This is a genomic window from Clostridium gelidum (assembly GCF_019977655.1).
In the GTDB taxonomy this organism is placed as follows: Bacteria; Bacillota; Clostridia; order Clostridiales; family Clostridiaceae; genus Clostridium; species Clostridium gelidum.
In genome coordinates, this window is the sequence record NZ_AP024849.1 from 2,114,408 (window position 1) to 2,137,548 (window position 23,141).

At 28.4% G+C, this 23,141-nt stretch carries 27 protein-coding genes and 2 pseudogenes; 25 read left to right on the forward strand and 4 right to left on the reverse strand.

Annotated elements, in window-relative coordinates:
- Nucleotides 1–104: 104 nt before the first annotated feature.
- Nucleotides 105–413, reverse strand: a pseudogene (locus tag psyc5s11_RS09335) (CAP domain-containing protein); the annotation flags it as partial.
- Nucleotides 414–705: 292 nt separating this feature from the next.
- Between psyc5s11_RS09335 and psyc5s11_RS09340 the strand changes: the two are divergent.
- The 12 genes and pseudogenes from psyc5s11_RS09340 (at nucleotide 706) to psyc5s11_RS09395 (ending at nucleotide 10,824) form a co-directional block, all read left to right on the forward strand.
- Nucleotides 706–2,739, forward strand: a complete 2,034-nt coding sequence (locus psyc5s11_RS09340) for a M13 family metallopeptidase (protein ID WP_224037322.1) — start codon at nucleotides 706–708, stop codon at nucleotides 2,737–2,739.
- Between the two features lies 1 nt (nucleotide 2,740).
- Nucleotides 2,741–3,430 (forward strand): annotated as a pseudogene (locus psyc5s11_RS09345) (methyl-accepting chemotaxis protein); the annotation flags it as partial.
- A 328-nt stretch (nucleotides 3,431–3,758) separates the two neighbouring features.
- Nucleotides 3,759–3,995 (forward strand): peptide-methionine (R)-S-oxide reductase, encoded by a 237-nt coding sequence (locus tag psyc5s11_RS09350; RefSeq protein ID WP_224037323.1) that lies wholly within the window; start codon nucleotides 3,759–3,761, stop codon nucleotides 3,993–3,995.
- Between the two features lie 106 nt (nucleotides 3,996–4,101).
- Complete coding sequence (locus psyc5s11_RS09355) at nucleotides 4,102–4,344, forward strand: hypothetical protein (protein ID WP_224037324.1); 243 nt, start codon at nucleotides 4,102–4,104, stop codon at nucleotides 4,342–4,344.
- A 382-nt stretch (nucleotides 4,345–4,726) separates the two neighbouring features.
- Nucleotides 4,727–5,095 (forward strand): HsmA family protein, encoded by a 369-nt coding sequence (locus psyc5s11_RS09360; RefSeq protein WP_224037325.1) that lies wholly within the window; start codon nucleotides 4,727–4,729, stop codon nucleotides 5,093–5,095.
- A gap of 39 nt (nucleotides 5,096–5,134) precedes the next feature.
- A complete protein-coding gene (locus psyc5s11_RS09365) occupies nucleotides 5,135–5,803 on the forward strand; it encodes a response regulator transcription factor (protein ID WP_224038164.1) in 669 nt (222 codons plus the stop codon).
- Between the two features lie 47 nt (nucleotides 5,804–5,850).
- On the forward strand, nucleotides 5,851–6,927 hold the full coding sequence (locus psyc5s11_RS09370) for a HAMP domain-containing sensor histidine kinase (protein ID WP_224037326.1): 1,077 nt from the start codon (nucleotides 5,851–5,853) through the stop codon (nucleotides 6,925–6,927).
- Between the two features lie 235 nt (nucleotides 6,928–7,162).
- The gene (locus psyc5s11_RS09375) at nucleotides 7,163–8,056 is read left to right on the forward strand and encodes an AraC family transcriptional regulator (protein WP_224037327.1); all 894 of its coding nucleotides are present in this window, start codon (nucleotides 7,163–7,165) and stop codon (nucleotides 8,054–8,056) included.
- A 163-nt stretch (nucleotides 8,057–8,219) separates the two neighbouring features.
- Nucleotides 8,220–8,771, forward strand: coding sequence for a GNAT family N-acetyltransferase (locus psyc5s11_RS09380; protein ID WP_224037328.1), 552 nt, complete (start codon nucleotides 8,220–8,222; stop codon nucleotides 8,769–8,771).
- Nucleotides 8,772–8,938: 167 nt separating this feature from the next.
- A complete protein-coding gene (locus tag psyc5s11_RS09385; protein WP_224037329.1) occupies nucleotides 8,939–9,547 on the forward strand; it encodes a uridine kinase family protein in 609 nt (202 codons plus the stop codon).
- An 85-nt stretch (nucleotides 9,548–9,632) separates the two neighbouring features.
- Nucleotides 9,633–9,980 (forward strand): hypothetical protein, encoded by a 348-nt coding sequence (locus psyc5s11_RS09390; protein WP_224037330.1) that lies wholly within the window; start codon nucleotides 9,633–9,635, stop codon nucleotides 9,978–9,980.
- 619 nt (nucleotides 9,981–10,599) lie between these two features.
- Nucleotides 10,600–10,824, forward strand: a complete 225-nt coding sequence (locus psyc5s11_RS09395) for a hypothetical protein (RefSeq protein WP_224037331.1) — start codon at nucleotides 10,600–10,602, stop codon at nucleotides 10,822–10,824.
- Between the two features lie 330 nt (nucleotides 10,825–11,154).
- Here the strand turns inward: psyc5s11_RS09395 and psyc5s11_RS09400 are convergent, their stop codons facing one another.
- Entirely contained in the window at nucleotides 11,155–11,412 is a 258-nt protein-coding gene (locus psyc5s11_RS09400; RefSeq protein WP_224037332.1) for a hypothetical protein, read from the reverse strand.
- A gap of 412 nt (nucleotides 11,413–11,824) precedes the next feature.
- On the opposite strand from psyc5s11_RS09400, the gene psyc5s11_RS09405 reads away from it, so the two are divergent.
- The 9 genes from psyc5s11_RS09405 to glgD all read left to right on the forward strand — a co-directional run bounded on the left by psyc5s11_RS09405 (nucleotide 11,825) and on the right by glgD (nucleotide 17,881).
- Complete coding sequence (locus psyc5s11_RS09405; protein ID WP_224037333.1) at nucleotides 11,825–12,502, forward strand: nuclease-related domain-containing protein; 678 nt, start codon at nucleotides 11,825–11,827, stop codon at nucleotides 12,500–12,502.
- Nucleotides 12,503–12,539: 37 nt separating this feature from the next.
- Nucleotides 12,540–13,088, forward strand: coding sequence for a hypothetical protein (locus tag psyc5s11_RS09410; protein WP_224037334.1), 549 nt, complete (start codon nucleotides 12,540–12,542; stop codon nucleotides 13,086–13,088).
- A gap of 222 nt (nucleotides 13,089–13,310) precedes the next feature.
- Complete coding sequence (locus psyc5s11_RS09415; RefSeq protein ID WP_224037335.1) at nucleotides 13,311–13,934, forward strand: class I SAM-dependent methyltransferase; 624 nt, start codon at nucleotides 13,311–13,313, stop codon at nucleotides 13,932–13,934.
- Nucleotides 13,935–14,172: 238 nt separating this feature from the next.
- Nucleotides 14,173–14,418: a hypothetical protein gene (locus psyc5s11_RS09420; RefSeq protein WP_224037336.1), complete on the forward strand. Its 246-nt coding sequence runs from the start codon at nucleotides 14,173–14,175 to the stop codon at nucleotides 14,416–14,418.
- A gap of 15 nt (nucleotides 14,419–14,433) precedes the next feature.
- Nucleotides 14,434–14,595 (forward strand): hypothetical protein, encoded by a 162-nt coding sequence (locus psyc5s11_RS09425; protein WP_224037337.1) that lies wholly within the window; start codon nucleotides 14,434–14,436, stop codon nucleotides 14,593–14,595.
- Nucleotides 14,596–14,629: 34 nt separating this feature from the next.
- On the forward strand, nucleotides 14,630–14,713 hold the full coding sequence (locus psyc5s11_RS09430) for a hypothetical protein (protein ID WP_224038165.1): 84 nt from the start codon (nucleotides 14,630–14,632) through the stop codon (nucleotides 14,711–14,713).
- A 108-nt stretch (nucleotides 14,714–14,821) separates the two neighbouring features.
- The gene (locus psyc5s11_RS09435) at nucleotides 14,822–14,953 is read left to right on the forward strand and encodes a PDDEXK nuclease domain-containing protein (protein WP_375542007.1); all 132 of its coding nucleotides are present in this window, start codon (nucleotides 14,822–14,824) and stop codon (nucleotides 14,951–14,953) included.
- Nucleotides 14,954–15,600: 647 nt separating this feature from the next.
- Nucleotides 15,601–16,746 (forward strand): glucose-1-phosphate adenylyltransferase, encoded by a 1,146-nt coding sequence (locus psyc5s11_RS09440; protein WP_224037338.1) that lies wholly within the window; start codon nucleotides 15,601–15,603, stop codon nucleotides 16,744–16,746.
- A complete protein-coding gene (gene glgD, locus psyc5s11_RS09445; RefSeq protein WP_224037339.1) occupies nucleotides 16,736–17,881 on the forward strand; it encodes a glucose-1-phosphate adenylyltransferase subunit GlgD in 1,146 nt (381 codons plus the stop codon). The genes psyc5s11_RS09440 and glgD overlap by 11 nt, the downstream gene beginning before the upstream one ends.
- A 316-nt stretch (nucleotides 17,882–18,197) precedes the next feature.
- On the opposite strand, the gene psyc5s11_RS09450 is transcribed toward glgD, so the two are convergent.
- Nucleotides 18,198–18,413: a DUF2922 domain-containing protein gene (locus tag psyc5s11_RS09450; protein WP_224037340.1), complete on the reverse strand. Its 216-nt coding sequence runs from the start codon at nucleotides 18,411–18,413 to the stop codon at nucleotides 18,198–18,200.
- Between psyc5s11_RS09450 and psyc5s11_RS09455 the strand changes: the two genes are divergently transcribed.
- The 3 genes from psyc5s11_RS09455 (at nucleotide 18,398) to psyc5s11_RS09465 (ending at nucleotide 21,210) form a co-directional block, all read left to right on the forward strand.
- Nucleotides 18,398–19,108 (forward strand): hypothetical protein, encoded by a 711-nt coding sequence (locus psyc5s11_RS09455; RefSeq protein WP_224037341.1) that lies wholly within the window; start codon nucleotides 18,398–18,400, stop codon nucleotides 19,106–19,108. The genes psyc5s11_RS09450 and psyc5s11_RS09455 overlap by 16 nt on opposite strands.
- Before the next feature lie 376 nt (nucleotides 19,109–19,484).
- The gene (locus tag psyc5s11_RS09460) at nucleotides 19,485–20,642 is read left to right on the forward strand and encodes an AAA family ATPase (protein WP_224037342.1); all 1,158 of its coding nucleotides are present in this window, start codon (nucleotides 19,485–19,487) and stop codon (nucleotides 20,640–20,642) included.
- Nucleotides 20,629–21,210, forward strand: a complete 582-nt coding sequence (locus psyc5s11_RS09465; protein WP_224037343.1) for a retron system putative HNH endonuclease — start codon at nucleotides 20,629–20,631, stop codon at nucleotides 21,208–21,210. The genes psyc5s11_RS09460 and psyc5s11_RS09465 overlap by 14 nt, the downstream gene beginning before the upstream one ends.
- Nucleotides 21,211–21,247: 37 nt before the next feature.
- Here the strand turns inward: psyc5s11_RS09465 and psyc5s11_RS09470 are convergent, their stop codons facing one another.
- Nucleotides 21,248–21,460, reverse strand: coding sequence for a hypothetical protein (locus psyc5s11_RS09470; protein ID WP_224037344.1), 213 nt, complete (start codon nucleotides 21,458–21,460; stop codon nucleotides 21,248–21,250).
- A gap of 287 nt (nucleotides 21,461–21,747) precedes the next feature.
- On the opposite strand from psyc5s11_RS09470, the gene psyc5s11_RS09475 reads away from it, so the two are divergent.
- Nucleotides 21,748–23,124 carry an ATP-binding protein gene (locus tag psyc5s11_RS09475; RefSeq protein ID WP_224037345.1) on the forward strand — a complete coding sequence of 459 codons (1,377 nt, stop codon included), beginning with the start codon at nucleotides 21,748–21,750 and terminating at the stop codon, nucleotides 23,122–23,124.
- Nucleotides 23,125–23,141: the final 17 nt, after the last annotated feature.

The following is a 23,141-nucleotide window of genomic DNA, read 5'->3' on the forward strand; positions in this document are numbered from 1 at the left end:
AAATTATCACAAGATACGGTAAGTATATATAAGATATGTTTTAAATCTATGGTTAAGAGTTTACGTAAAGTAGGCTCTTATTTTATGGTAAAAGGTAAGCAAAAATAATTTTGAACAGGCAATTTTTCGCCTGTTGTAGTATATTTATATCCTATTGTTTGTAACCAGTTTGTCCACTTAGTGCCATCTGGATTTGTGTGATTAAAGAAGTTATTTTGTATCATATTGTTACTCTTATATCTTGCTACTTGTACTAATGTATTATCAATAGTAAGTGGTACAAGACCAGCTTCGGTTCTTTTTGCATTCATTAATTCAAGAATTTTTTGCTCAGGAGAGGATTGTACAGTTATTGGATGCTTTGTTGGTAAATTAGGTAACCCCTGTACATCAACTGAATTTGCACTTGTAGAAGCATTGCTTGTAACTTTGTTGCTTTCTATAGTATTTGTGCTTGGACAATGAAATAGGCACAAAATCTCTTTAGTGTGTTCTTGTATATTCTATTATTCGCCGTGATATCATTCAAAACCCTGCAGTGCAAAGGCTAGCCCCCTATAAATAATTACTCATGAATTTTAATATGATATAAATATTTAAAAAATTTAAGATTAAATTAATATTGGAGTGATTGTAAAATAATTCACAATGTGTATAATAAAGCTAAACAATATGAATTTTTTGAAGAAGTGGAGATGACTTTTAATGAAGAAATCTAAAATAAGGGTGATTATTGCAGCTGCATTAATCTGTTCAATATTCATTGGACAAGGAACCAGTGTTAAAGCAGCTGAGGTAGCTAATACAAATGTTACACAAGTTGCAAATTCTATAAGACTTCAAGATGATTTTTATAATGCAGTAAATAAAGAGTGGTTAAATACTGCGAAGATAGATGAGGGACAAGTATCTAATTCAGCAGGTATGGAAGTTTATAAGTCACTAACAGAACAAAAAAAGGAAATAATTGCCGGCTTAATAACAAATGAAAAAAGTTATTCTGATAATAGTGATGAAAAGAAGATAATTAATTTATATAAGAATACTTTAAATATGGAGGCTAGAAATAAGCAAGGAATAGAACCAATAAAGGAAATGATTGGGGAATTAAATAATATTAAGTCTGTAAAAGATATTTCAAATTTAAAGATAGATTCAAAAGTAGGTAGTCCTTTGCTGACATTTAATTGTTTCGCAGACCTTAAGGATGCAAATAAGAAAGCTCTTTATATTGGACCAGCATCCCTTAGTTTAGGTGATTCAGATGAATATGTTAAGCCAACAGAAAATAGCAAAAGAATAAAAGGGTTAGCAGAAAATTATTATACTAAAATTTTAACTTTAAGTGGTTATACTGAGGAACAGGCAAAAGCAAAAATAGATAATTTATTTAAAGTTGAGAATATGCTGGCAACATCAATAACAGGTAAAGAAGAAGTATCAAAAGATGATAATGCTATAGATAAGCAATATAATGTTTATACTTTAGATCAGCTTGATGCTTTAGCACCAAATTTAAATATTAAAACTATTATGAAAAACTTTAAATTAGATAATGCTAATAAAATAGTATTAACAGAGCCAAAATGGTTTAAAGCTTTAAATGATATATATACAGAAGAAAATTTACCAATGATTAAAGATTATATTGAAGTTGAAAATATAAAAAGCACAGCTCCATATTTAGGCGAAGCTTTTGAAAAGGCAGTAACTGAATACCAAAATGCATATTTAGGATCAAAAGGAGACATTTCTAAAGAGGAAAAAGCTATTGATATGGTTAATTCTGCTTTAGCAAATCCTTTTGGAAAAATATATATTCAAAAATATTTCTCTGATAAAGTTAAAAATGATGTTAAAGATATGACTAATCAAGTTATAGAGACTTATAAGAATAGGATTAAAAATTTGGACTGGATGAGTGATACAACTAAGGCAAAAGCAATTGAAAAATTAAATAAACTTAATGTTCAAATTGCATATCCAGATAAATGGGAGGATTACTCAAAATTACAAATTAGATCTTATGAAGATGGTGGTTCTCTTTGGGAGAATGTTGAAAATTTAAGTAAGTTTGCTTATGAAAAAGAAATAAGTGAGTTAAATAATCCAGTAGATAAGACAAAATTTGCAATGTCACCACAAACAATTGACGCTTGTTATAGTCCAACAACAAATACAATAACAATTCCGGCAGGAATTCTTCAAGCACCATTTTATGATGCTAATGCCAGTAAAGAAAAGAATTTAGGTGGGATTGGAACTGTTATAGGACATGAAATAAGTCACGCATTTGATAATACAGGTGCTAAATTTGATGCTGATGGTAATTTAAATAATTGGTGGACACAAGAAGATTATAGTAAATTCCAAGAAAAAACAAAGAAAGTAAGGGAGTTTTATAGTCAAGTGAAAGTAGCTGATGGTAAGAAGGTTAATGGAGATCTTACTGTAGGTGAAAATATAGCTGATATTGGAGGTATGGCTTGTGCATTAGATATTTTAAGTAAAAAGTCTAATCCAGATTATAAAGCATTCTTTGAAAGTAATGCAACTATATGGCGTGATATTAGTACAAAGGAATATGCAGATTACGCACTTCAATATGATGTACATTCACCTAAAAAAGTAAGAAATAATATAGTTTCATCACAATTTGATAAATTCTATGAAACTTATGGAATTAAAGACGGAGATAAAATGTATGTTAAGCCAGAGGATAGATTGAAAATCTGGTAATGAAATAAATAAAAGAGCAACAGATACAAAACAAAATGTACTAGTTTCTAAAGAAAAATCTAACGAAATATTTATAATTACAAAAGCAAATTTAGAAAAGGCTATAGAATCATCAAAGATTGTAGATAAGATAAGTATACTTTCAGAATCTATAATGGAGATAACTTCACAAACTAATCTTCTTGTTTTAAATGCTGCAATTGAAGCTGCAAGAGCTGGAGAAGCAGGAAAAGGATTTTCAGTTGTAGCTGAAGAGATAAGAAAACTTGCAGAACAATCAAAAGATACTGTAATAGAAATTCAAAATATAACACATAAAGTAACAAATTCTGTAAAAGATCTTTCGGAAAATTCAAATAATTTATTAACATTTATGGATACAGATGTAGCAAATGATTCTGCAACTGTGCTCACAGTTGCAGATGAATATAGTAAAGATGCAGAATTCGTTGATAATCTTGTATCAGAATTCAGTGCAACTTCAGAACAACTTTTGGCATCTTTAAGTGATGTGCTAAAGACTATAGATGGAGTAGCAATTGCTGCTAATGAAGGAGCAGGTGGTACAACGGATATTGCAACTAAAGTTTCAAAAATTAGTAATAAGTCTAATAGTTTATCAGAAGAAGCATTAATATCAAAAGAAAATTCTGATAGACTAAAACAAGAAATTTCAAAATTTAAGATTTAAGATTTAAGATTTAAAATTTAAGAAGACCTGACAATTAGGTCTTTTTTTTGTACAGAAATTTATCATTCTTTACAAATATTTATAGATATGATTAATGTATTCTTATAGAAGATATATAGTTATTTTTTTAATATATCGCAGTTCCATAAAAGAAATATTTAAGAGATTTTCAATTACTATAAACAGACCTAGGCAATTTGGAAAAACTAGATAATATGCAAAATATGGAGAATATAAAAAATGCATTAACAAAAGTACAATTTGCTATTGTTATGAATTTATACCTATTAAGAATTATATTTATAATATGTTTTATGGAGGTAATACAATGGATAAGAAATATGTAAAAAAGTCAGTGGAAGAATTAAAAGAAAATTTAACAGAAATACAATATAGAGTAACTAAGGAAAATGCTACAGAAGCACCATTTAATAATTTTAATGATGGGCCAGAAGAAACAGGAGAGTTAAGATATTGCATTAATTCAGCTGCACTTAAATTTATTCCTATGGATAAAATGATGGAATTAGGTTATGAAGAATATTTAGATGAACTAGATATTTAAGAGGAAATAATATATATAATTATTTTTTAGCAGGTTCCAAACTTTTGACGGTGCAAAATTAATACATTATAATAGTATCTATTAGTGATTAAAGGAGAAGGAGAATATGTTTTTATTTGGTAGAAACAAGTTAAAAGTAAGAAGTGAAGAAGATGAAGATGGAGTTAAGACTTTTGTAAACTACTCTGGAATACAACAGAAGGATACTTTTAAAGTAAAGGTTTTAAATGAGCTAATTGGGGATGGTTTCTGTCTAGGAATTTTAGATTCTAAATTATTATCTTTCAAAACCCAAGAAAAATTACCAATTTCAATTGCAGGAATAATAGAGCACTTTAATTTTACTTAAGATTCTAACAGTTGATCGCCTTAAAGGATAACACTTGACCATATCATAAACTTCGCCATCAACAGGGGGAGTCCTGCAACAACGATTAGTTCTTGAAAATCTATAATCTGAAATATCTTCCTCAGTTTTAGAATTGGAAGATATTTTTTTGTGGTTTAAATTTGAAGTAGCTTCGTTGTTAGAATTAGATCTTTACTGTATGATAAAAAAACTACAATAGAATAAAATCAGAATGAAACGGAAATTATTTAAGGAATAAATATAAATTCGCCAATGAATAAAGTTTTTCTTGGTGAGAAAAAGGTCATATTGAGGTCATAAATGGATAGTATACTAACGTTAAATAATAAATTTATTTTTTAAATGATAAGGAGGAATTTTTATGTTAGTGTATGCAATAATAGCTATTACTTCAGCATTAATTTTTTATTCAATTGGGGTATGGAGTGAAAAAATACAAGGGCAACTTAAAAAATGGCATTTAGCTATATTTTGGTTTGGTTTAATTTTTGATACAATTGGCACAACTTTAATGGGTAAAATAGCAGGAAATGGATTTGAACTTAACTTTCATGGAGTAACAGGAGGATTAGCAATTTTATTAATGGCCTTCCATGCAGTGTGGGCAACAGTTGTAATAGTAAAGAATAATGAAGAGGCAAAAGCTAATTTTCATAAATTCAGTATATTAGTTTGGATTATTTGGTTAATACCTTATTTATCTGGTGCAATTTTTGGTGTAAGAATGTAAAATAGAATTAAATATAAAATAAAGAAAGCAGTGATACAGATGTTTTCAGTATTGGTGGTTGAAGATGATAAAACTATTAACAAAATGATGTGTGCAAAGTTGAAGCAGGAGAATTTTAAAACTTTTCAATCTTTTGATGGCGAAGAAGCTCTTGAGATAATGGACGGAGAACATATAGATTTAATTATATGCGATATTATGATGCCTAACATGGATGGCTATGAGCTCACAAGAGAACTTAGAAGTGTGCATAATACAATTCCTATTCTTATGGTAACAGCTAAAAGTCAATTGGAAGATATGGAAAAAGGGTTTAAGGCTGGAACTGATGATTATATGATTAAACCAATTAATATGAAGGAAATGATTCTTAGAGTAAATGCCCTGCTTCGCCGTGCACAGATTGCAAATGAAAAGAAATTAGTCATAGGAGATACTATCCTTGATTATGATGCTTTGAATATAAAAATAGGAAATGATGTTTTTGATATTCCACCAAAGGAATTTTATCTGCTTTTTAAACTTCTAAGTAATCCAAATAAAATATTCACCAGACTTGAATTGATGGATGAAATATGGGGAATGGATTCTGAAGTTGATGAGAGAACTATAGATTCTCATATAAAAAAGCTAAGAAGAAAATTTGAGAATTATTCTACTTTTAAGATTATTACCATAAGAGGTTTAGGCTATAAAGCAACTTATTAGAAACAGAGATATAGAGCTGATTTAAAAGCAGGAAAGGTAGAGTTAATATGGGAAAAAAGAAAATTAAGAATAGAAAATTTAGAACTTCTCTTAGAATTTATTTTTCAGGAGTTTTTATCGCTACCTTATGTACTGCATGTGTAATTTCCTATAGCATTGTTTTAGCTGGAATGAAGTTGTTTTATAATGGAGAAATTACAATGGTTGTGGTCCTTATTATATCTTTACTTGTATGTCTTCTTACAATGATCTTTGGAGGAGTTATGTTTTGGTTTGGTTCTTTGCATCTTACAAAACCTCTTTCACAAATTAGTGATGCAGCAAAAAAGGTGGCTGATGGAGATTTTGGAATTAATATTGAAAGAAATGAAAAAAGACGTGGAGAATATGAATTTACCAACGAAATTGATGAACTTGCTATAAATTTCAATAAAATGGCTAAGGAACTTAAGGGAATGGAGTATATAAGAAAGGATTTTATAAGTAATGTATCTCATGAATTGCAGACTCCAGTTGCTGCAATAACTGGATTTACAGAAATATTACTGGAGGAGGGGCTTTCAAGAGAAGAACAGCAGGAATATCTTTTGCTAGTCAATAAAGAATCAATAAGGTTATCTCATTTATGTGAAAATATGCTTAGAATGTCAAGACTTGATAATCAGCAGATAGTTGTAAAAAAGGATAAAGTACGTGTAGATGAACAGATTCGTAAGTGCATAATCATGTTATCTGAAAAGTGGTCAGATAAAACAAGAGAATATGAACTGGAGTTTCAGGAGCTTATTATTCAAAATGATTCAGACCTTCTAATGCAGATATGGTCTAATCTTATTGACAATGCAATTAAATATTCACCAGAAAATAGTACTATTGGGATTATCGGAAAAGTGGATGAACAATTTTTAACTATAACTATTAAAAATGAAGGAAAAGGAATCAGCATAGGCAAGCAACAAAAGATTTTTGATAAATTCTATCAGTGTGAGGAATCTCATAAAAAGCAAGGAAGTGGACTTGGTCTTTCTATTGTGAAAAGGATAGTTGAGCTTCTTGGAGGCACTATAAACTGTAGGAGTGAAGTTCTAGAAGGAACTATTATGGAGGTTAAGATACCTTTATAAAAAATAAATAATATAAATCTAATTTAAATAGAAAAGGAATTAGTTGAAGAGGCAAAACAAAGTCAATACTTCAAGGAAGAAAGTGCATTATTTTTAGAACTGCAACAAAACATAGATACATTAAATGAAATACAAAAGAAAACTAAAGAAAAAATAAAAGACAAAACTTTGCAAACTAGGACAGGAATATTTTAACAAGGAATCCTATAATACATAGTGAAAGTGGAAGTGATAGATGAGTTTTGGAAAGTCGTTACAATGTGCAATTGATTATATGGAGAGACATCTCCTTGAAAAAATTAATTACGAGAATGTAGCAAAAGAAGTGAATATGTCGTGTTATAACTTTCATAGAATATTTAGCTTAATGGCTGGAATGACAGCTAATGAGTACATTCGTAACAGAAGATTGTCACTAGCAGGACAAGAATTACAGCTAACTGACAGTAAAATTATAGATGTTGCATTTAAGTATGGTTATGAAACTCCTGAAAGTTTTGCAAAGGCTTTTTCGAGATTTCACGGTGTATCACCAAAGTTAGCTAGAAGAAAAGGAACTCAACTCTGTCTTTTTAACCCTTTAGTTATTAAAATTATATTGGAAGGCGGAAACACTATGAATTATAGGATTGAAGAAACTAACAAACAAAGATTTATTGCAAAGGCACGATCATTTAATAATGAAATTATTAATGAGGCAGGTAACCATGATATTCCTGATTTTTGGGGTGAATGTCATAAAAAACATTTCATAGATGAAATCAGAAATATGAGACGAGATGGCAAAAAAGATTTATACGGTCTATGCAGCCCTACTAAAGAAAATGAAACAACTTTTGATTATGGAATTGGAGTAATTATTGATGAAGATACTGACATAGATAATGAAGAAGCAATGTTGAAAAAAGATTACCGTATATGGGAAATTGATTCAGCAACATACGTAGTTTTTAAATGTTACGGTAATAATGGTGATTGTATCAGTGAAATGTGGAGTAGATTTTTTAAAGAATTTTTACCACAGTCTGATTATGAACAAACAGAAGACACTGATTATGAAATTTATCCTGATAATGGCGAGCCAGGCTTATTTTGTGAATTGTGGATTCCTGTAAAGAGAGTATCATAATATGATGCGAACAAACATTCTATTTATAGAAGTTGTAGCTATAAAGATATGATTATGGCAAATATTAAAATAGATGTAGAAATTATAGATTAAAAAAATATATAATATAGGTACAAAGAAAAGCAGAAAATGGGATAAGAGAGAAGCTTGGAGGCGTAAGAAAATGAAGAATTTAGGTACTAAAACTATTGAAACTGAAAGATTAATATTAAGGAAATTCACAACTGATGATGCAATGGACATGTATGAAAATTGGGCAAGCGATGATATGGTAACAAAATTTTTAACATGGCCAACACATAAGGATGTTGAAGCATCGAAATCTGTAATTAATCTTTGGATAAAGGAATCAGAGTCAGAAAATAACTATCAATGGGGTATTGAATTAAAAGATACTAAAGAAGTCATTGGAAGTATTGGTGTAGTAAACATTGATTTAGATATAGAAGCTGTTGAAATAGGATATTGTATTGGCAAAAATTATTGGAAGCAAGGAATTATGTCAGAATCATTTAAAGCTTTAATAGATTTCTTTTTTCAAGAAGTTCAAGTGAATAGAATTGAAGCTAAGCATGATACTAATAATCCAGGCTCGGGAAAAGTAATGAGTAAATGTGGAATGAAGTTTGAAGGCATAAAACGTAAAGGTGGTATAAATAATACAGGAATATGTGATATGGCATATTACGCCACACTTAAAAGTGATTGGAACTAAATGTAGGAGGAGTACCTTATGCTTGTTGAATATGGAATTATTAAAGAGGGAAATGAAGATTAAGTAATTGTACTCACAAATTAAGAGAAGCAGCACTTATTCGTGAGATAAAAGAGGAATTAGAGCTAAACATTGAATTAGCCAGATTTTAAATGTTGGAGGGAACAATGAGGAAGGAACTTAAGCCACTAATTTATAATGAATATAAAGATGTATTTGATGTAATTAAAAATTTATTAAAAGATAATGAAAAGTTAGTAATAGCCATTGATGGAAGATGTGGTGGAGGTAAGAGTACTTTGGTGTCACTGCTTAAAGAGCAGTTTGATTGTAACATTTTTCATATGGATGATTTTTTCCTGCCTTTTGAGATGAAAACTGCAGAAAGGTTAAGAAAGGCTGGCGAGAATGTTCACTATGAAAGGTTTGAGGAGGAAATATTACAGCCTCTGCAAAACGATACGTCTGTTACATATAGGCAATATCTGTGTAATATAGGGGAGTTTAGTCAGCATATCAAAGTTGAACCAAAGAACTTAACTATAGTTGAAGGAAGTTATAGTCTTCATCCTAAATTAAGAAATTATTATAATTATAAAATTTTTATAACTGTTGATTCAAAGGTACAATACGAGCGAATCCTAAAACGTAACGGCAAAGAAAAACTGCAGGATTTTCTAAATAAATGGATTCCTATGGAAGAGCATTATTTTGCAGAATTAGATATTAGGAATAAATGTGATTTAATACTTGACACTACAATGATGACAATATAAAGTGGGGATACTTTTTTAAAGGGCAAACAGCTTAATACTTTTAGAAGAAAATGTACAGGCAGCTATAGAATATTATGAAAAGGCAGTGGAACTTTTAAATCCAGAAGAAGCTTATCCTATTAGAGGTTATTTTGAAGCAGTGAAAGGAAATCAAAAAGAAGCTTTAAGGTATATAGAAACTTATATTAATAAAGAAAAAAGGAGAAAAGTGATTTTTAGTTTAAAAAAATCGACTCTTGTTTATGACAAATTTACTTATGATATAGAAAATAATTATTTTCTTGGAATGACCTATCTAAAATTAAATGAACCACAATTGGCAAAAGAATATTTTAGTAAGGCAAGTAAGAGTCAGTATGAAAATTATTTTTCAAAGAAGGCAGGAGAGCATTTAGAAGGACTGGAGAATGAGAATAAAATTACCACAATTTAAGGATGGGATTGTACTTAAGCATGTTAAGTAATTAATGAATAAGAAATTTCCATTTATAGTAAGCATCGCCTACTGTAGTTAAATGCTACAATAGGCGGTGCTTGTATTAATTGTCAGCTTTTGAGTCAGATTGATGCATACCCTTAGTCTTAGCTTCTTTTAAGGTGATTTCATATATATTTTTACTTTTCTTTAAAGTTGAATCACTTTTAATTAAATGATAAACGTTACTTTAGGAAAGCAACGTATTGTCCTCACTTAACTGTCGGCAGATTACATCAACAGATTGAATTTGATAAAGCACTTGATGAATTAGGTTGTAATGGCAAAAGTTTTGAAGCTGTAATTGATAAAATATATATAGAAAATATTGATATTACTGAACATTCTACGATTGAATTTTCATTTGATTTAGAATAAATTTTCCTCCAGGAGGCTATGTTAAATTATAAATCTTTACCATGAATATGCGGCTCGTTTTAGGAATGCTATTATTTGGGAAAATTATATTGCTATAGGATTTGCTCAGTCATTCTATTTAATAGATATTGACAATCAAAATGACATAAAAACTAGCATAAGTGGCTATTTTGGTTATTTATATCCTTATGAAAAATTTTTGTTCGTTGCAACTGAATCTAATATATTATGTTTTAACAAGTATGGATCTCAGTTGTGGACAGCTGAGATATTAGGAATAGATGGGGTATTAGTCAATAATTTTGATGGTGAACGTATTTATGGGGCAGGAGAATATGATCCACCAGGAGGATGGGTAGATTTTGTAATTAATTCTAGAACAGGTAAAAGAGTTTTGAATTGTTTTCTAGCGAGGGAATTATGAAAAACCATATAGAAAATTTATTGATTTAAAAAGTAATATATAATACTTAAGGGGAAAAAATGATTAATACTACAACAGGATCTCATTGGGTAGCTACTGATGTAAGATTTGAACTTGTTTATTAAAATTTAACTAGAAAAATATAAAATGAGGCATAAATTATGCATCATTTTATTGCACTCATATAACTTAGCATTGAAAGTCCGTGTGAACACTAGTGATGGAGTGCATATTTATCTATATCAAAATAATGACTAAAGAACCATAAAGATATAATAAGAGAAAACGAACAGTATGTATGGTAATGTAGAAGATTTCTAAATAAAATAATTATTCAATAACTGTTAAAATTATATTTAAAATAATTAGAAATATAATAATAAATTTATAATACTTAGTATCTGAAAACTTTTTATTAACTATAGGAATAGAAGAAAAACTTACAAATATAATAATATATCTAATTATAAACAGAAATTTATAAGTAGTTTGGTATTCCCTAAGTATACTAAAACAAGAGCCTCCTGCCATAGCTAGTAAAGCACCAACTAAAAATTCTAATATAGATTTTCTATTAAGACTAACCATAAGACCTCCTAATAACTTATCGTAATTTACAAATCAATAATACCATATAATGGATATGAAAGAAATAGAAATATTATTATTAACGACTTCTATTCTTAATTTTTTCTATTATCTTATTTAATATAATATTTTAAGTAAATAAGATAATAAAAGAGCTTAAAATTATTTTATCTGCCTTATGAAAAGATGAAGATATAATAAATTAAATATAGTAAAAATAACATATACTGCTATAAGTTAAAAGGTAATTGTAGTAAGATACTTATATAAATATTATTAATTGGCAATTGTAGAATGAATTTATGAGTAGTCTTAAAAACTTGAAGATGAAAAAATAAAATATATTATCTTTGATTACATTATTATAATAGATATATTTAGTTTAATATGAATTTATGGGAGTATGTAGAGAATGGGCAATATTCTGGGGATTTTTATTATTTTTATTTTAGGATTTTGCATAAATTATGGCTTGAAAAAGAGTAGATATGATAAAAGTAATTATAAAAAAGAGTCAGGAAATAATTATTTTGGAGTTAGGATGGATAAAGGAAAATATGGTGAGTATTTATCATTTAATAAGTTAGAAAAAATAAAAGGTGATCATAGGATACTTACAAATGTTTATTTGCCAAAAGGAAATGGAGAAACAACAGAGGTTGATTTAATATATATACATGAAACTGGAATTTATGTTTTAGAATCGAAAAATTATAGTGGCTGGATATTTGGTGATGAGAAGAGCAAATATTGGATGCAGACACTACCAAATGGTCATAAAGAAAAGTTCTATAGTCCAATATTTCAAAACAACACTCATATTAAATATTTAATAAAATTATTGCAGATAGATGAAAAGATTATAAAATCTATAATAGTTTTTAGTGAAAGATGTACTATAAAGAAAATGGTAGTAACTTCAGAGAAAGTTAAAGTAATCAATAGATATGAGTTAAATAGAACTATAGAAAAACTAATAAATAATTCACCTAAAATATTTGAATCAGGAAAGATTATTGAATTATATTATGAATTAAAGCCATATACTTGTGTTAAAGAAGAGGCACAATATAGTGGCAAGCAAAATTAGTACTATGCAATCATAGGCTGTTAGGGTGGTGATAGATTTGGAATTAAATATTGATTGTAACGTGAAAAAATATGATATGGAAGTCGATCATTTTGATAAAATGTTAGAAACTGAAATTATATTTGAGTATAGACTAGGAAATGCTGGAGAGTGCTGTATTGGAGATGATGATGGCTTTAGTATTACTATATATAGGAATGGGAACTTGATTTATAGGGAATATGAGACTGAAAGTATTGAAGTTAAGTTTAAAGAATTTGCGTTACCTTATAACACTATTAAACATATATATAAGCTTATTAAAGAGAATAACATTGAAGAAATTCCAGAATCATTAGACAATGGTTCTAAGGATGGAAACTCTAATAGATTTGTTTTTTATAATATCAAAAGAATAATAGCGTGGAATATAATAGATGAAGAATACAAACCAGAAATGCTAGATAAAGATTATTTAAAAGAGTATGGAGAAAATTATTATTATGAGTGCCAGGTAATGAAGCTATTTAATGCAATAACAGCTGAATTATTAAAAATAGGATATTGTTTAAGTTTAGGTTCTTTTAATAGTCAATTAGCAATTTAAAAGATGGATATGTTGCATGTGATGAAACTACACCAAGGATGTATTACATTTCTTAACTACATTATACGAGAATATATATGGTTCACCATAAATATGGTGAACCATAGTACCATATATATTCTTCAGAATATGCGCCAAGAATGCGGCATGAGAGGGTATTTATATAAAGTTAATGGCGGTTTTTAATTAAGAAAGTATTTATAATAGATAAGAGGAATAATAATGGATGGTAATAAACAGTATTGGAATAATATATATGAAAGTAAAAAAGAAAAGAAACCAATTTATGATTTGTGGCTTGATAAGTACAAATATATTTTAGATAAATCTAAGGAGAAATCAATAATTGATTTAGGGTGTGGCTCAGGAGGAGACAGCTTATATTTAATGGAAAGAGGATATAAGGTTATTGCTTGTGACTATTCAGAAGAAGCATTAAGTATAGTAAATAAATATATTCCAATAGTAGAAGCAATGAAAATTGATATTTCAAAGACATTACCTTTTGAAGATGAAAGTATTGAAGTAATAATAGCAGATTTATCATTACATTATTTTAATGATGATACCACTAAGATTATAGTGAAAGAAATAAAAAGAGTATTGAAATCCAATGGTTATTTAATTGCTAGAGTTAATTCTGTGAATGATATAAATTATGGATCAGGGAATGGCGAAGAGATAGAAAAGAATTTTTATTTAACAGAATGCGGATATAAGAGATTCTTTGATGATGAAAATGTAAAATATTATTTTGGAGAGTTTGAAATTGAGCATTGCAAGGAAGAATGTATTATGAGATATGGTAATGAAAAAAAGGCATTGGAATTTGTAGTTAAGTTTTGATGATATTACGTCTAAAGGCATAATTACAAAAAGTAATTGTATTACAGGAAACACAGCTCATGTAGCAATTTATTCTTTCTTAAGATAAATAAAAGAAAGATATTCTAAAAGAGAATTGCAAAGACAGCTAGATAGTGGTTATTTCGAAAGTAAGTTCTTGTTTTTTATTAAAAAATATGATTTTGTGGTAAAATATATCCGTAAAGAAAATTTGTGTATTGTTAGGTGGAATTCTGTTATGAAAAATTTAAATAAATTAAGTCAATGGATTAAATTACTTATAGGCGGTTTATTACCAATATCTTATGATTTTTTTCATGTTAATTTCTATTTATTTATTGCAATATTTATAGCTATAGAAATGGTTATGATAGCATTTGATGTCTTTTTACAGTTAAAAGTTAAAAGAAAAATATCAATGGATATTATAATAATATACATTTTTTATAATTGGATAGCAGCAAGAATCATTTACTATTTTTAGAGTTGGAATAATGATATGTTTACAATTAATATTGCAATTGGACTTAATGTTTTTAATTATAAAGTAGTTTGCACTATAGGGTATAGGGATGGCAAAGGAGTAAATGAATATCCTAAATTCATAGACGAAATTTTAGGAAAACTTAAAAATCTAAGAAGCAATATTCTTCACAATTGATTTAGCGAAAAAAAGCGATGGGGAATGGCTTGTTATTGAGCTTGGAGATGGACAAGTTTCTGGATTACAGGATTATGAGGTTAATAAATTTTATAAGAATTTGATTAAATTGTTGTAATATCTAAATTTAATAGAAAATGAATTTATTTTATAGTAAGCACCGCCTACTGTAGTTAAATGCTGCAATAGGCGGTGCTTTCCTTAATTGTAAGCTTTTGAATTAAAGATTGGAACTTTCAAACCTGAACATTTAGGAAAAATGAATTTCTATTTGGAGGCTCTTGATAGAGAACATAAAAAACAAAACGAAAAACCAAGTGTTGGTGTTATTCTTTGTGCAAACAAGAAGATGAAGTAAAGGAATAGTTTAATCTTTTAGAGAAAGAAGGTAAACTTGAAATTAAAGATATAAATGAAAGTCTTAAGGGATTTGAAACAAAAGTATAAAGTGGACAATTAGGAATATATAGAACAATTGAAAAAGGTCATGGAAGACGTGTGATTGAGGCTATAGAATCTTGACAATTAAATTTAATTAGGCTATTATATAATTATAAACATAAATGAAATAGTAATTTCTTACAATATCTTGAATACGTTTACTTTTTTGAAAATTTATATAACAAGGAGGGATTATGATTAGTTAACAATTATTTAAGGAGTGTATTCATGAGGAAAACTTAGATGAAAAATTAAAAGCTTGAGTCCATACCAGAGATGCATTTTTGTAGTTAGTTTTCTGAAATCGGTTTCATAAATTATGATTACTGTGTCTCACAATCCATCAATTTATTATGAATATATATGAAGTTCAAGTAGGGCATCGAAACAACATATTGATGAAAAACTATATAGCTTTAAGGATTTAATCAGCAAGTTTATTACATATCTGAAGAGAATGAACTACAAACGCCTAGAATTTATTCATGCAGATAATGTCAATGAAAGTATTATTTTTATATAAGATTTATGGAAGGGGGGAAGGTGATTTATTCACCTAATATTATGATGAAAACAGAGATGTTAGCTATGATACTAGCTGGTGGGCAAGGAACGCGTTTAGGTGCATTAACTAAGCATATTGCAAAACCAGCAGTACCGTTTGGTGGTAGATACCGAATTATAGACTTTACTTTAAGTAATTGTACAAACTCAGGAATAAAAGAGGTAGGTGTTGTAACGCAATATCAACCTTTAGCTTTAAACAGGCATTTAGGAAATGGTTCTAGTTGGGGGTTTGATGGTATTGATTCTGGTTTGACAATTTTGCAACCTTTTTCTAGTTCAGATGGGGAAAAGTGGTTTCAAGGTACTGCACATGCTATATACCAGAATATTGCTTATATCGACCAAGTCAATCCGGAATACATTTTGGTTTTATCAGGTGATCACATATATAAAATGAATTACGAAGAAATGTTAGACTTCCACAAAGAAAAAAATGCGTCTCTAACTGTTGCAGTAATTGAAGTGCCAATTAATGAAGCCTCTCGTTTTGGAATTATGAATACTGACGAAAACTCTCGTATTATAGAGTTTGAAGAAAAACCAGAAGAACCAAAAAATAATTTGGCCTCAATGGGAATTTATATTTTTGATTGGCAAAGGCTTCGAACAGTTTTAATTAACAGCTATTCCAAAGATGGTCAAATGATTGACTTTGGACAACATGTAATTCCATCCTATCTAGATTCGGGAGAAAACGTATATGCCTATCGTTTTGATGGGTATTGGAAAGATGTTGGAACAATTGATTCCCTTTGGGAAGCTAATATGGAATTCATCAATATAGAAAATGATTTAGATATGCGCAATCATAATTGGAGAATTTATTCTAAAAATACAATTTCTCCGCCGCATTTTTTCACTGAAACGGCAGTTATTAAAAATTCTTTAATCGTTGATGGATGTTATGTTGCAGGAGAAGTTAAAGATTCAATTCTCTCTACGGATGTACGTGTTAAGGAAGGAAGCAAAATAGAAAAAAGTATCATTATGCCTGGTGCAACAATTGGAAAAAATGTTTTCATTAAGAATGCAATAATTGGAGAAAATGCAGTGATAGGTGACAATGCAACAGTATATTCCGAAGAAGAAATATTTGTTGTTGGTAATTCAGAAGTGATAGGGGTGGTTTCAAATGAATACTAACAGAGTAAGTGGGATAATTGATAATTTAAATTGTCATGGAGAGCTAAATGATTTAATAGCTCATCGTCCACTGGCAATGCTTCCATTTGATTGCAAATACCGTTTGCTTGATTTTCAGTTATCAAATGTTATAAACGCAAATATTCAAGCGCTATTTCTTTTGATGAACGAAGATGATATGCAATCAGTATTTGATCATATTAATGGAGGAAAAGAATGGGGTTTAGATTCTCTTAGAAACAAATTTATTATGCATTTTAATAAGAAGAATCAAGAAGGTGAATCGGAACAAGGTTTTGTTTCCCATGTGGTGGACTATTTACGAAAATCAAGTTCAGAAATTACTGTAATTATGGGGAGTAAAATGCTATGCAATATAGATTTGAAGCCAATTATTAAAATTCATAAACAAAACAATCGTAGTATGACTGTAGTTTATAAACGTGTTACTTCTGAAAATATTTCTTGTGACAATTTATTAATTAATTTAGAATCTGATGGGAATATTTCACTTAGAAATAGCTGCGAGGAAGAATTAGAACCAACAGAAAAGTACAACGTATGTATGGATATTTTTATTGTAAGAACGGAATGGATTATAGAAGTATTAGAAAATTATGATAAAAAAGTAGAAAGCATAATCAAAATTCTTAGAGAAAAAATAAATAATGTATCTTGTATGAATTATGAATATACAGGTTATTTAAGTAATATTTATGATATTCCATCATATTATCGTGCTAATATGGACATGCTTAAGCCAAGTAAATTTAATTCTTTACTATATTCAAATCAAAAAATATATACAAAATTGGCAAATGAGGTTCCGACTTATTATGCACAAAATTCTGTTGTAAATAATAGTCATTTTGCTTCAGGTTCTATAGTTGATGGAACCGTCGTAGATTCACTGATTTCAAGAAGATGTAAAATTTCTGAATCTGCCGTAATTGAACAATCCATTATTATGGCAAGTGCTAACATAAAGAAAAATGCATATATAAAAAATGCTATTTTAGATAAGAATGTAATTGTGGATGAGGGTGTACGTATAATTGGAGCTGATACTAATCCCATTATTATCAAAAAAGATAGCCATGTAACAAATGATATTGTTAATAGGAAAAACGTATGAAAGTGTTAATATAGGACAAGATTGATTAGTGGATTTCAAAGGTCAGACTTCGCCTCCACAAATGAAACCCTCTACAGGAATGCCGAGGGCTATTTTATGTATAATATTTGTGCCAATGGTTCTAAGGATGGAAACTTTAATCGATTTATTTTTTATTATAGCAAAAAAATAATAGCGTGGAATATAATAGATGAAGAAGAAGATATATTGCTGTAAGCTCTTATTTTTGCAAATAATGTTTAAATAAATCTTTATATAAAAACAAAGAAGGGACTCGTTACAAAATAATAATTAAGTAACGAGTCCCTTTTTACTTTTAAGCTACATCAATTTTTGTAACATTTTTCGCTGTTAATGAGGCTACAGATTTTTTTACTAAAGATCCAGATGCAGTAAAGAATATATTCTTTGAAATAATGGTATCCATTAAGGTATTTACCTCAGCTGGAGTAAGAGTAGGTTTAACTCCGCTGATGCTAAAATTGCTTTTTAATCCATTTTCAGTTATAAAGGTCATTGATAATAAATGCATTTAAGGAATTATGTCCATTTCAATTAGGCATTTATTCTTATACAAGCTTTATATCTAATTTAGAAGCTATACAAAACATTATAAAAGATTACCCCCTATGGGAAGCAAATTATAATAATGATCCCTGTAATTTGCCTTCGAATTTTTTTACAAATAGAATTGGGCATCAATATATTGAAACTGGAGCTATATCAGGAATAAGTGGGAAAGTTGATGTAAATTCCTTTACCCAAGATGTTTTGCTTAAAACCGTAGCTACTCCAGGAACTTGGATAAATGAAAATAATAAGTGGCTTTATAAGCATGAAGATGAAACTTATACCAAAGATTCATGGGAATTCATTAATGGGAAATGGTATTTATTTGATGCTAAAGGCTGGATGATTTACGATTGGAAAAAGGATGGCTGCAATTGGTATTACTTTGGGGATTGTAATGATGGTGCTATGAAAATAGGCTGGTGTTATGATAAGAAATCTTGCAAATGGTATTATTTTAATGAAGAGGGTGTAATGCAGACAGGATGCGTTAAAATTGACTCTAAGTGGTATCACTTAGATAATAATGGAGCTATGGAAACAGGATGGATAAAGGACGATGGAAAGGATTATTGTTTTTATTCAAATGGTGAAATGATTCATGATGTGTGTGTATATGGGTATAGTTTTGATAGTAATGGGGTGGCTGTTAAATAAATGATGTGGATTTTTTAGACAGGAATTCCACGGGCTTCGCCTCCACCAAATAATCACTTGAATTGTGATACAATGTAAAACCCTTGATTTCAAGGGCTTTTGTTGTTTCTGGGATAAACCTTAGTATAAAATTTTAAGTTTTAGAGTTAGTTTTTAGCTTTGAATGGAAGAAATGCACACCACTAATGTCTTTGGAATTAGGGGTGTGCATTTTTTTTGTTGGGGTGTGCACTTTTTGGTAGAATTGGATTTGGTTAAGAAATATTGAGAACATACTATATTTATATTATAAAGCTAGGGTATAATAGAGATATAAAAAATATTTTTAGGAACGGCTATATGAAATTTATCGTAAAGACAAGAGAGGTGATATAGGATGAAATTAGAAAAAATCAAGTTTAATAATCATGAAATATTTAATAAGTTAGAAATAGATTTTAAAGATAATAATGGAAAAATATTAGATACTATTGTTATTATTGGTGAAAATGGTTCTGGTAAGACTACTTTATTAAAGTGCATTTATGATTCATTTGAAATAGATGAACGTGGTTATGAAGAAGTAGGAGATAATAAAGTGGAACTAACTCCGGCATTATATACAGCAACGGTGAAGCTAGAGAATAATGAAATTGGAATGTTAAGTCCAGAGGTTGCTTATGAATTAGGAGATAGATCCACTGACCCTAAAGTTGTATATATGCCAACAGAAATAAATTTTGAAAAGGTTAATAAAGTTGACAATACATTAAATTTTACACCATATTTTCAAAATATAGTTGATCAAAGTATGACTCAAAACATACCCTCATTTATAGCAACTAAAATAAATAAAGAAATATTTAAAAACAGAAATAAAACTATAGGAGAAGTTATAGATACGGTTTGTGATGATATAAATAGTATTTTTTCTATCATGAGTTTAGATGTGAAATTAATAGGGCTATCTGAAACCAGTGAGACAAAACCTATATTTAGAAATAGCTTAGGTAAGGAATTTGATATTACAGGTTTATCATCAGGAGAAAAACAATTATTCTTAAGAGCATTGTCACTAAAGTTCTTAGAAGTTAATAACTCTATAATATTAATTGATGAACCAGAAATATCACTTCATCCACAATGGCAAAGAAAGATAATTGATGTATATAAAAGCATTGGTAATAATAATCAATTAATTATAGCAACTCATTCACCCCATGTAATTGGAAATATAACATCTGATGAGTTAAGAGTAATGACCAAAGATGATAATGGTATTAAATTAATTGCTAATAATAATTTAAGTGAAACTTATGGAAAGAGTATAGGAGATATTTTAAGTACAACTATGAAATTAGATAGTTTAAGAAATGAAGATATCACTAATAAGTTAAATAAAATATATGAACTTTTAAATAAAAATTTATATGATACAGAAAAATTTAAAAATTTATTTGATTATTTAAGAACGTATTTAGGGGATTTAGATAAAGATATTATGAGAATAAGATTAGATATATCAGTTAGGAACAAAAAGAATGCTAAAGGTTAATAAAAGGCAAGAACCAGACTTTTTATTAGAATATAAGAAAAAATATACTCCTAAATCGTGGACAGATTATAATAAGGATGATATTAGAAATAAAATTAAAGAAAATATATTAGTTATAGAGCAAGAAGAATATTGTCCTTATTGTGAAAAAAGAATATATACAAATGATAATGGTCATGTAGAACATATAAAGCCAAGAGATTTATTCCCTAAAGAATTTCAATATTATGATAATATTTTAGTTTCGTGTAATGAAAAAAATAGCTGTGGAATTTATAAAAAGAATAATTATGATGATAAATTTATAAACCCAGTTATAGAGAATCCAAATGATTATTTTTATTATAGTATTGCGAGTGGAGAGATAATACCTAAAAGTAATCATAAAAATAGCAATGAATATTTAAGAGCAAATTATACAATAGATACTTTAAACTTAAATAGCTATGAATTAAAAGAAGCTAGAAAGGCTTTAATAGATATCTTAGAGGTTTATAGGGAAAATTATGAAGAATATAATGAGTATTTACAGTTCTTTTTAAATGATGTCATAATTTTCCAAGTTTGATTAAGTTGTATATGGAACTGTAAGCTTAGTAGGTGGTTTATTTATTATTATTTTTAAGATATTCATAATAATAACGAATAGCTTCGTCAACAATGGTATTTAAATAAATATTATCATCACTATGAATGACTTTGATTTTACTTAAGATTCTTATAGTAGAGCGTCTTAAGGTATAAGTTCTTATCATATCATATATTTCGCCATTAACAGGTGGAGTCCTGCCATTTGGATTAGCTTTTAAGTGGTGCATTTGAACATTTTTCAACTTGTTTTTGTATTAATGTCTGATAGGAAATAAATAATAACTATAGGCTATAATGAGGTATCAAATGTTATACGCTCAATGCTATACAAGAAGGAATTTCATATTTAATATAGAATATTGCGGAGGGGAAGGATTATTATCTCTATTCAAATGGGGAAATGATTAAGGATTGAGATATATAAGGGAACAAGCTTATTATGAAAGTATGAAGAAGTATATAATTAGACCAGCTAATAATAAAAATATAATATGCTAAGGTAGGAAGTGATAGTATGGAAGAAAAGTTAATATATTTAAAACGTGATGCTTATAATAAATTATTAGAATGGAAAAATAACCATACTAATAAAGTATTATTAGTAGAAGGTGCAAGACAGGTTGGAAAGACTTATTTAGTAAAAAAGTTTGGCCATGAGAATTATAAAGATATAATTTACATTAATTTGTTGGAAGAAAGTGGAGAAGATTTACTTTCGATTTATGATGAAATAAAAAAAGAACGTTTAAGTGGACAGCTTGATAGAGAAAGTACTAATTCTTTAAAGGAAATGTTTAAACGATTTTCCAAGAAATTTAAAGACGACAGAGAATGTGTAATAATAATAGATGAGATTCAGGAATCATATAAAATATATAATATGATAAGACAATTTGCTAGAAAATTTAAAACTCATTTTATTATGACAGGAAGTTATTTAGGCAGAGTTGTAATGCAAAAGGAATTTTGGTCTCCTATGGGTGACGTGGATTTTCTTGAAATAAAACCCTTATCTTTCGTAGAATTCATTAATGCTATTAATTTAATCGAGGTTTATGAATCCTTGGATCTATATGGAAAATCTGAGAAAAGTAATTATGAATTGATTTATAATAAATATGAAGACTATTGCATTGTAGGTGGATATCCAGAAATAGTTTGTGAATACTTGAAAAATGGAATAGAAAATATAGACGATTTATTTAGAAAATTATTAAGAGTGTTTTGTGAAGAATCTGCAAGATATTTTGATGGGGATATATTAAATGCTAGAATGTTTGAAGACTGTATAAATGCAATAGTTCAAATACTTGCAAATAATAAAAAAGGTTTTAGCTCAGGAAGTTATGCAGAAGAATTGCAGCAAATTATAGTAAAGCAATATTCAAGTAATATAAATAAAGAAAATTGCAATAGAGCTCTGCAATGGTTTTATACATCAAAGTTTGTTAAAGACTGCGATAAATTAGTAGAATTTGATTTTACTAACATAAAAAAACGGCAAAGATATTTTTTAGGGGATATGGGAATGGCAAATTATGTTATGAACAAATCTAATGTATTATTATCGGAAGCTAATGGGATGCTGAATGAAACTTTTGTTTATCAATGTTTATTAGATAAAATATCGACAGTACCAATGTTTGCTGTATATGGTGATGGAGAATTAGATTTTGTTTATAGGAATAGAGAAAATGGTTATGTTTATGGTATAGAAGTTAAATCAGGAAAAAACTCAGGAAAAACTATAACCAAGTCGTTAAATAATGGGAAGATAAATTTTGCTATTTATCTTAAAGGATTAACTGAAGGTGGGATTGCTCATAAAATTTATACTATTCCTATATATTTATTTCCACGATTCAATTTTGAAGATATTAAAAATATTTAGTTGTAGTATTATTGCTA

What these genes read in the sequence shown, in the direction of transcription:
- psyc5s11_RS09340 (WP_224037322.1), top strand. Translation starts at nt 706, where the DNA reads ATGAAGAAATCTAAAATAAGGGTGATTATTGCAGCTGCATTAATCTGT.
- psyc5s11_RS09350 (WP_224037323.1), top strand. Translation starts at nt 3,759, where the DNA reads ATGGATAAGAAATATGTAAAAAAGTCAGTGGAAGAATTAAAAGAAAAT.
- psyc5s11_RS09355 (WP_224037324.1), top strand. Translation starts at nt 4,102, where the DNA reads ATGTTTTTATTTGGTAGAAACAAGTTAAAAGTAAGAAGTGAAGAAGAT.
- psyc5s11_RS09360 (WP_224037325.1), top strand. Translation starts at nt 4,727, where the DNA reads ATGTTAGTGTATGCAATAATAGCTATTACTTCAGCATTAATTTTTTAT.
- psyc5s11_RS09365 (WP_224038164.1), top strand. Translation starts at nt 5,135, where the DNA reads ATGTTTTCAGTATTGGTGGTTGAAGATGATAAAACTATTAACAAAATG.
- psyc5s11_RS09370 (WP_224037326.1), top strand. Translation starts at nt 5,851, where the DNA reads ATGGGAAAAAAGAAAATTAAGAATAGAAAATTTAGAACTTCTCTTAGA.
- psyc5s11_RS09375 (WP_224037327.1), top strand. Translation starts at nt 7,163, where the DNA reads ATGAGTTTTGGAAAGTCGTTACAATGTGCAATTGATTATATGGAGAGA.
- psyc5s11_RS09380 (WP_224037328.1), top strand. Translation starts at nt 8,220, where the DNA reads ATGAAGAATTTAGGTACTAAAACTATTGAAACTGAAAGATTAATATTA.
- psyc5s11_RS09385 (WP_224037329.1), top strand. Translation starts at nt 8,939, where the DNA reads ATGAGGAAGGAACTTAAGCCACTAATTTATAATGAATATAAAGATGTA.
- psyc5s11_RS09400 (WP_224037332.1), bottom strand. Translation starts at nt 11,412, where the DNA reads ATGGTTAGTCTTAATAGAAAATCTATATTAGAATTTTTAGTTGGTGCT.
- psyc5s11_RS09405 (WP_224037333.1), top strand. Translation starts at nt 11,825, where the DNA reads ATGGGCAATATTCTGGGGATTTTTATTATTTTTATTTTAGGATTTTGC.
- psyc5s11_RS09415 (WP_224037335.1), top strand. Translation starts at nt 13,311, where the DNA reads ATGGATGGTAATAAACAGTATTGGAATAATATATATGAAAGTAAAAAA.
- psyc5s11_RS09420 (WP_224037336.1), top strand. Translation starts at nt 14,173, where the DNA reads ATGAAAAATTTAAATAAATTAAGTCAATGGATTAAATTACTTATAGGC.
- psyc5s11_RS09425 (WP_224037337.1), top strand. Translation starts at nt 14,434, where the DNA reads ATGTTTACAATTAATATTGCAATTGGACTTAATGTTTTTAATTATAAA.
- psyc5s11_RS09440 (WP_224037338.1), top strand. Translation starts at nt 15,601, where the DNA reads ATGATGAAAACAGAGATGTTAGCTATGATACTAGCTGGTGGGCAAGGA.
- glgD (WP_224037339.1), top strand. Translation starts at nt 16,736, where the DNA reads ATGAATACTAACAGAGTAAGTGGGATAATTGATAATTTAAATTGTCAT.
- psyc5s11_RS09450 (WP_224037340.1), bottom strand. Translation starts at nt 18,413, where the DNA reads ATGCATTTATTATCAATGACCTTTATAACTGAAAATGGATTAAAAAGC.
- psyc5s11_RS09460 (WP_224037342.1), top strand. Translation starts at nt 19,485, where the DNA reads ATGAAATTAGAAAAAATCAAGTTTAATAATCATGAAATATTTAATAAG.
- psyc5s11_RS09465 (WP_224037343.1), top strand. Translation starts at nt 20,629, where the DNA reads ATGCTAAAGGTTAATAAAAGGCAAGAACCAGACTTTTTATTAGAATAT.
- psyc5s11_RS09470 (WP_224037344.1), bottom strand. Translation starts at nt 21,460, where the DNA reads ATGCACCACTTAAAAGCTAATCCAAATGGCAGGACTCCACCTGTTAAT.
- psyc5s11_RS09475 (WP_224037345.1), top strand. Translation starts at nt 21,748, where the DNA reads ATGGAAGAAAAGTTAATATATTTAAAACGTGATGCTTATAATAAATTA.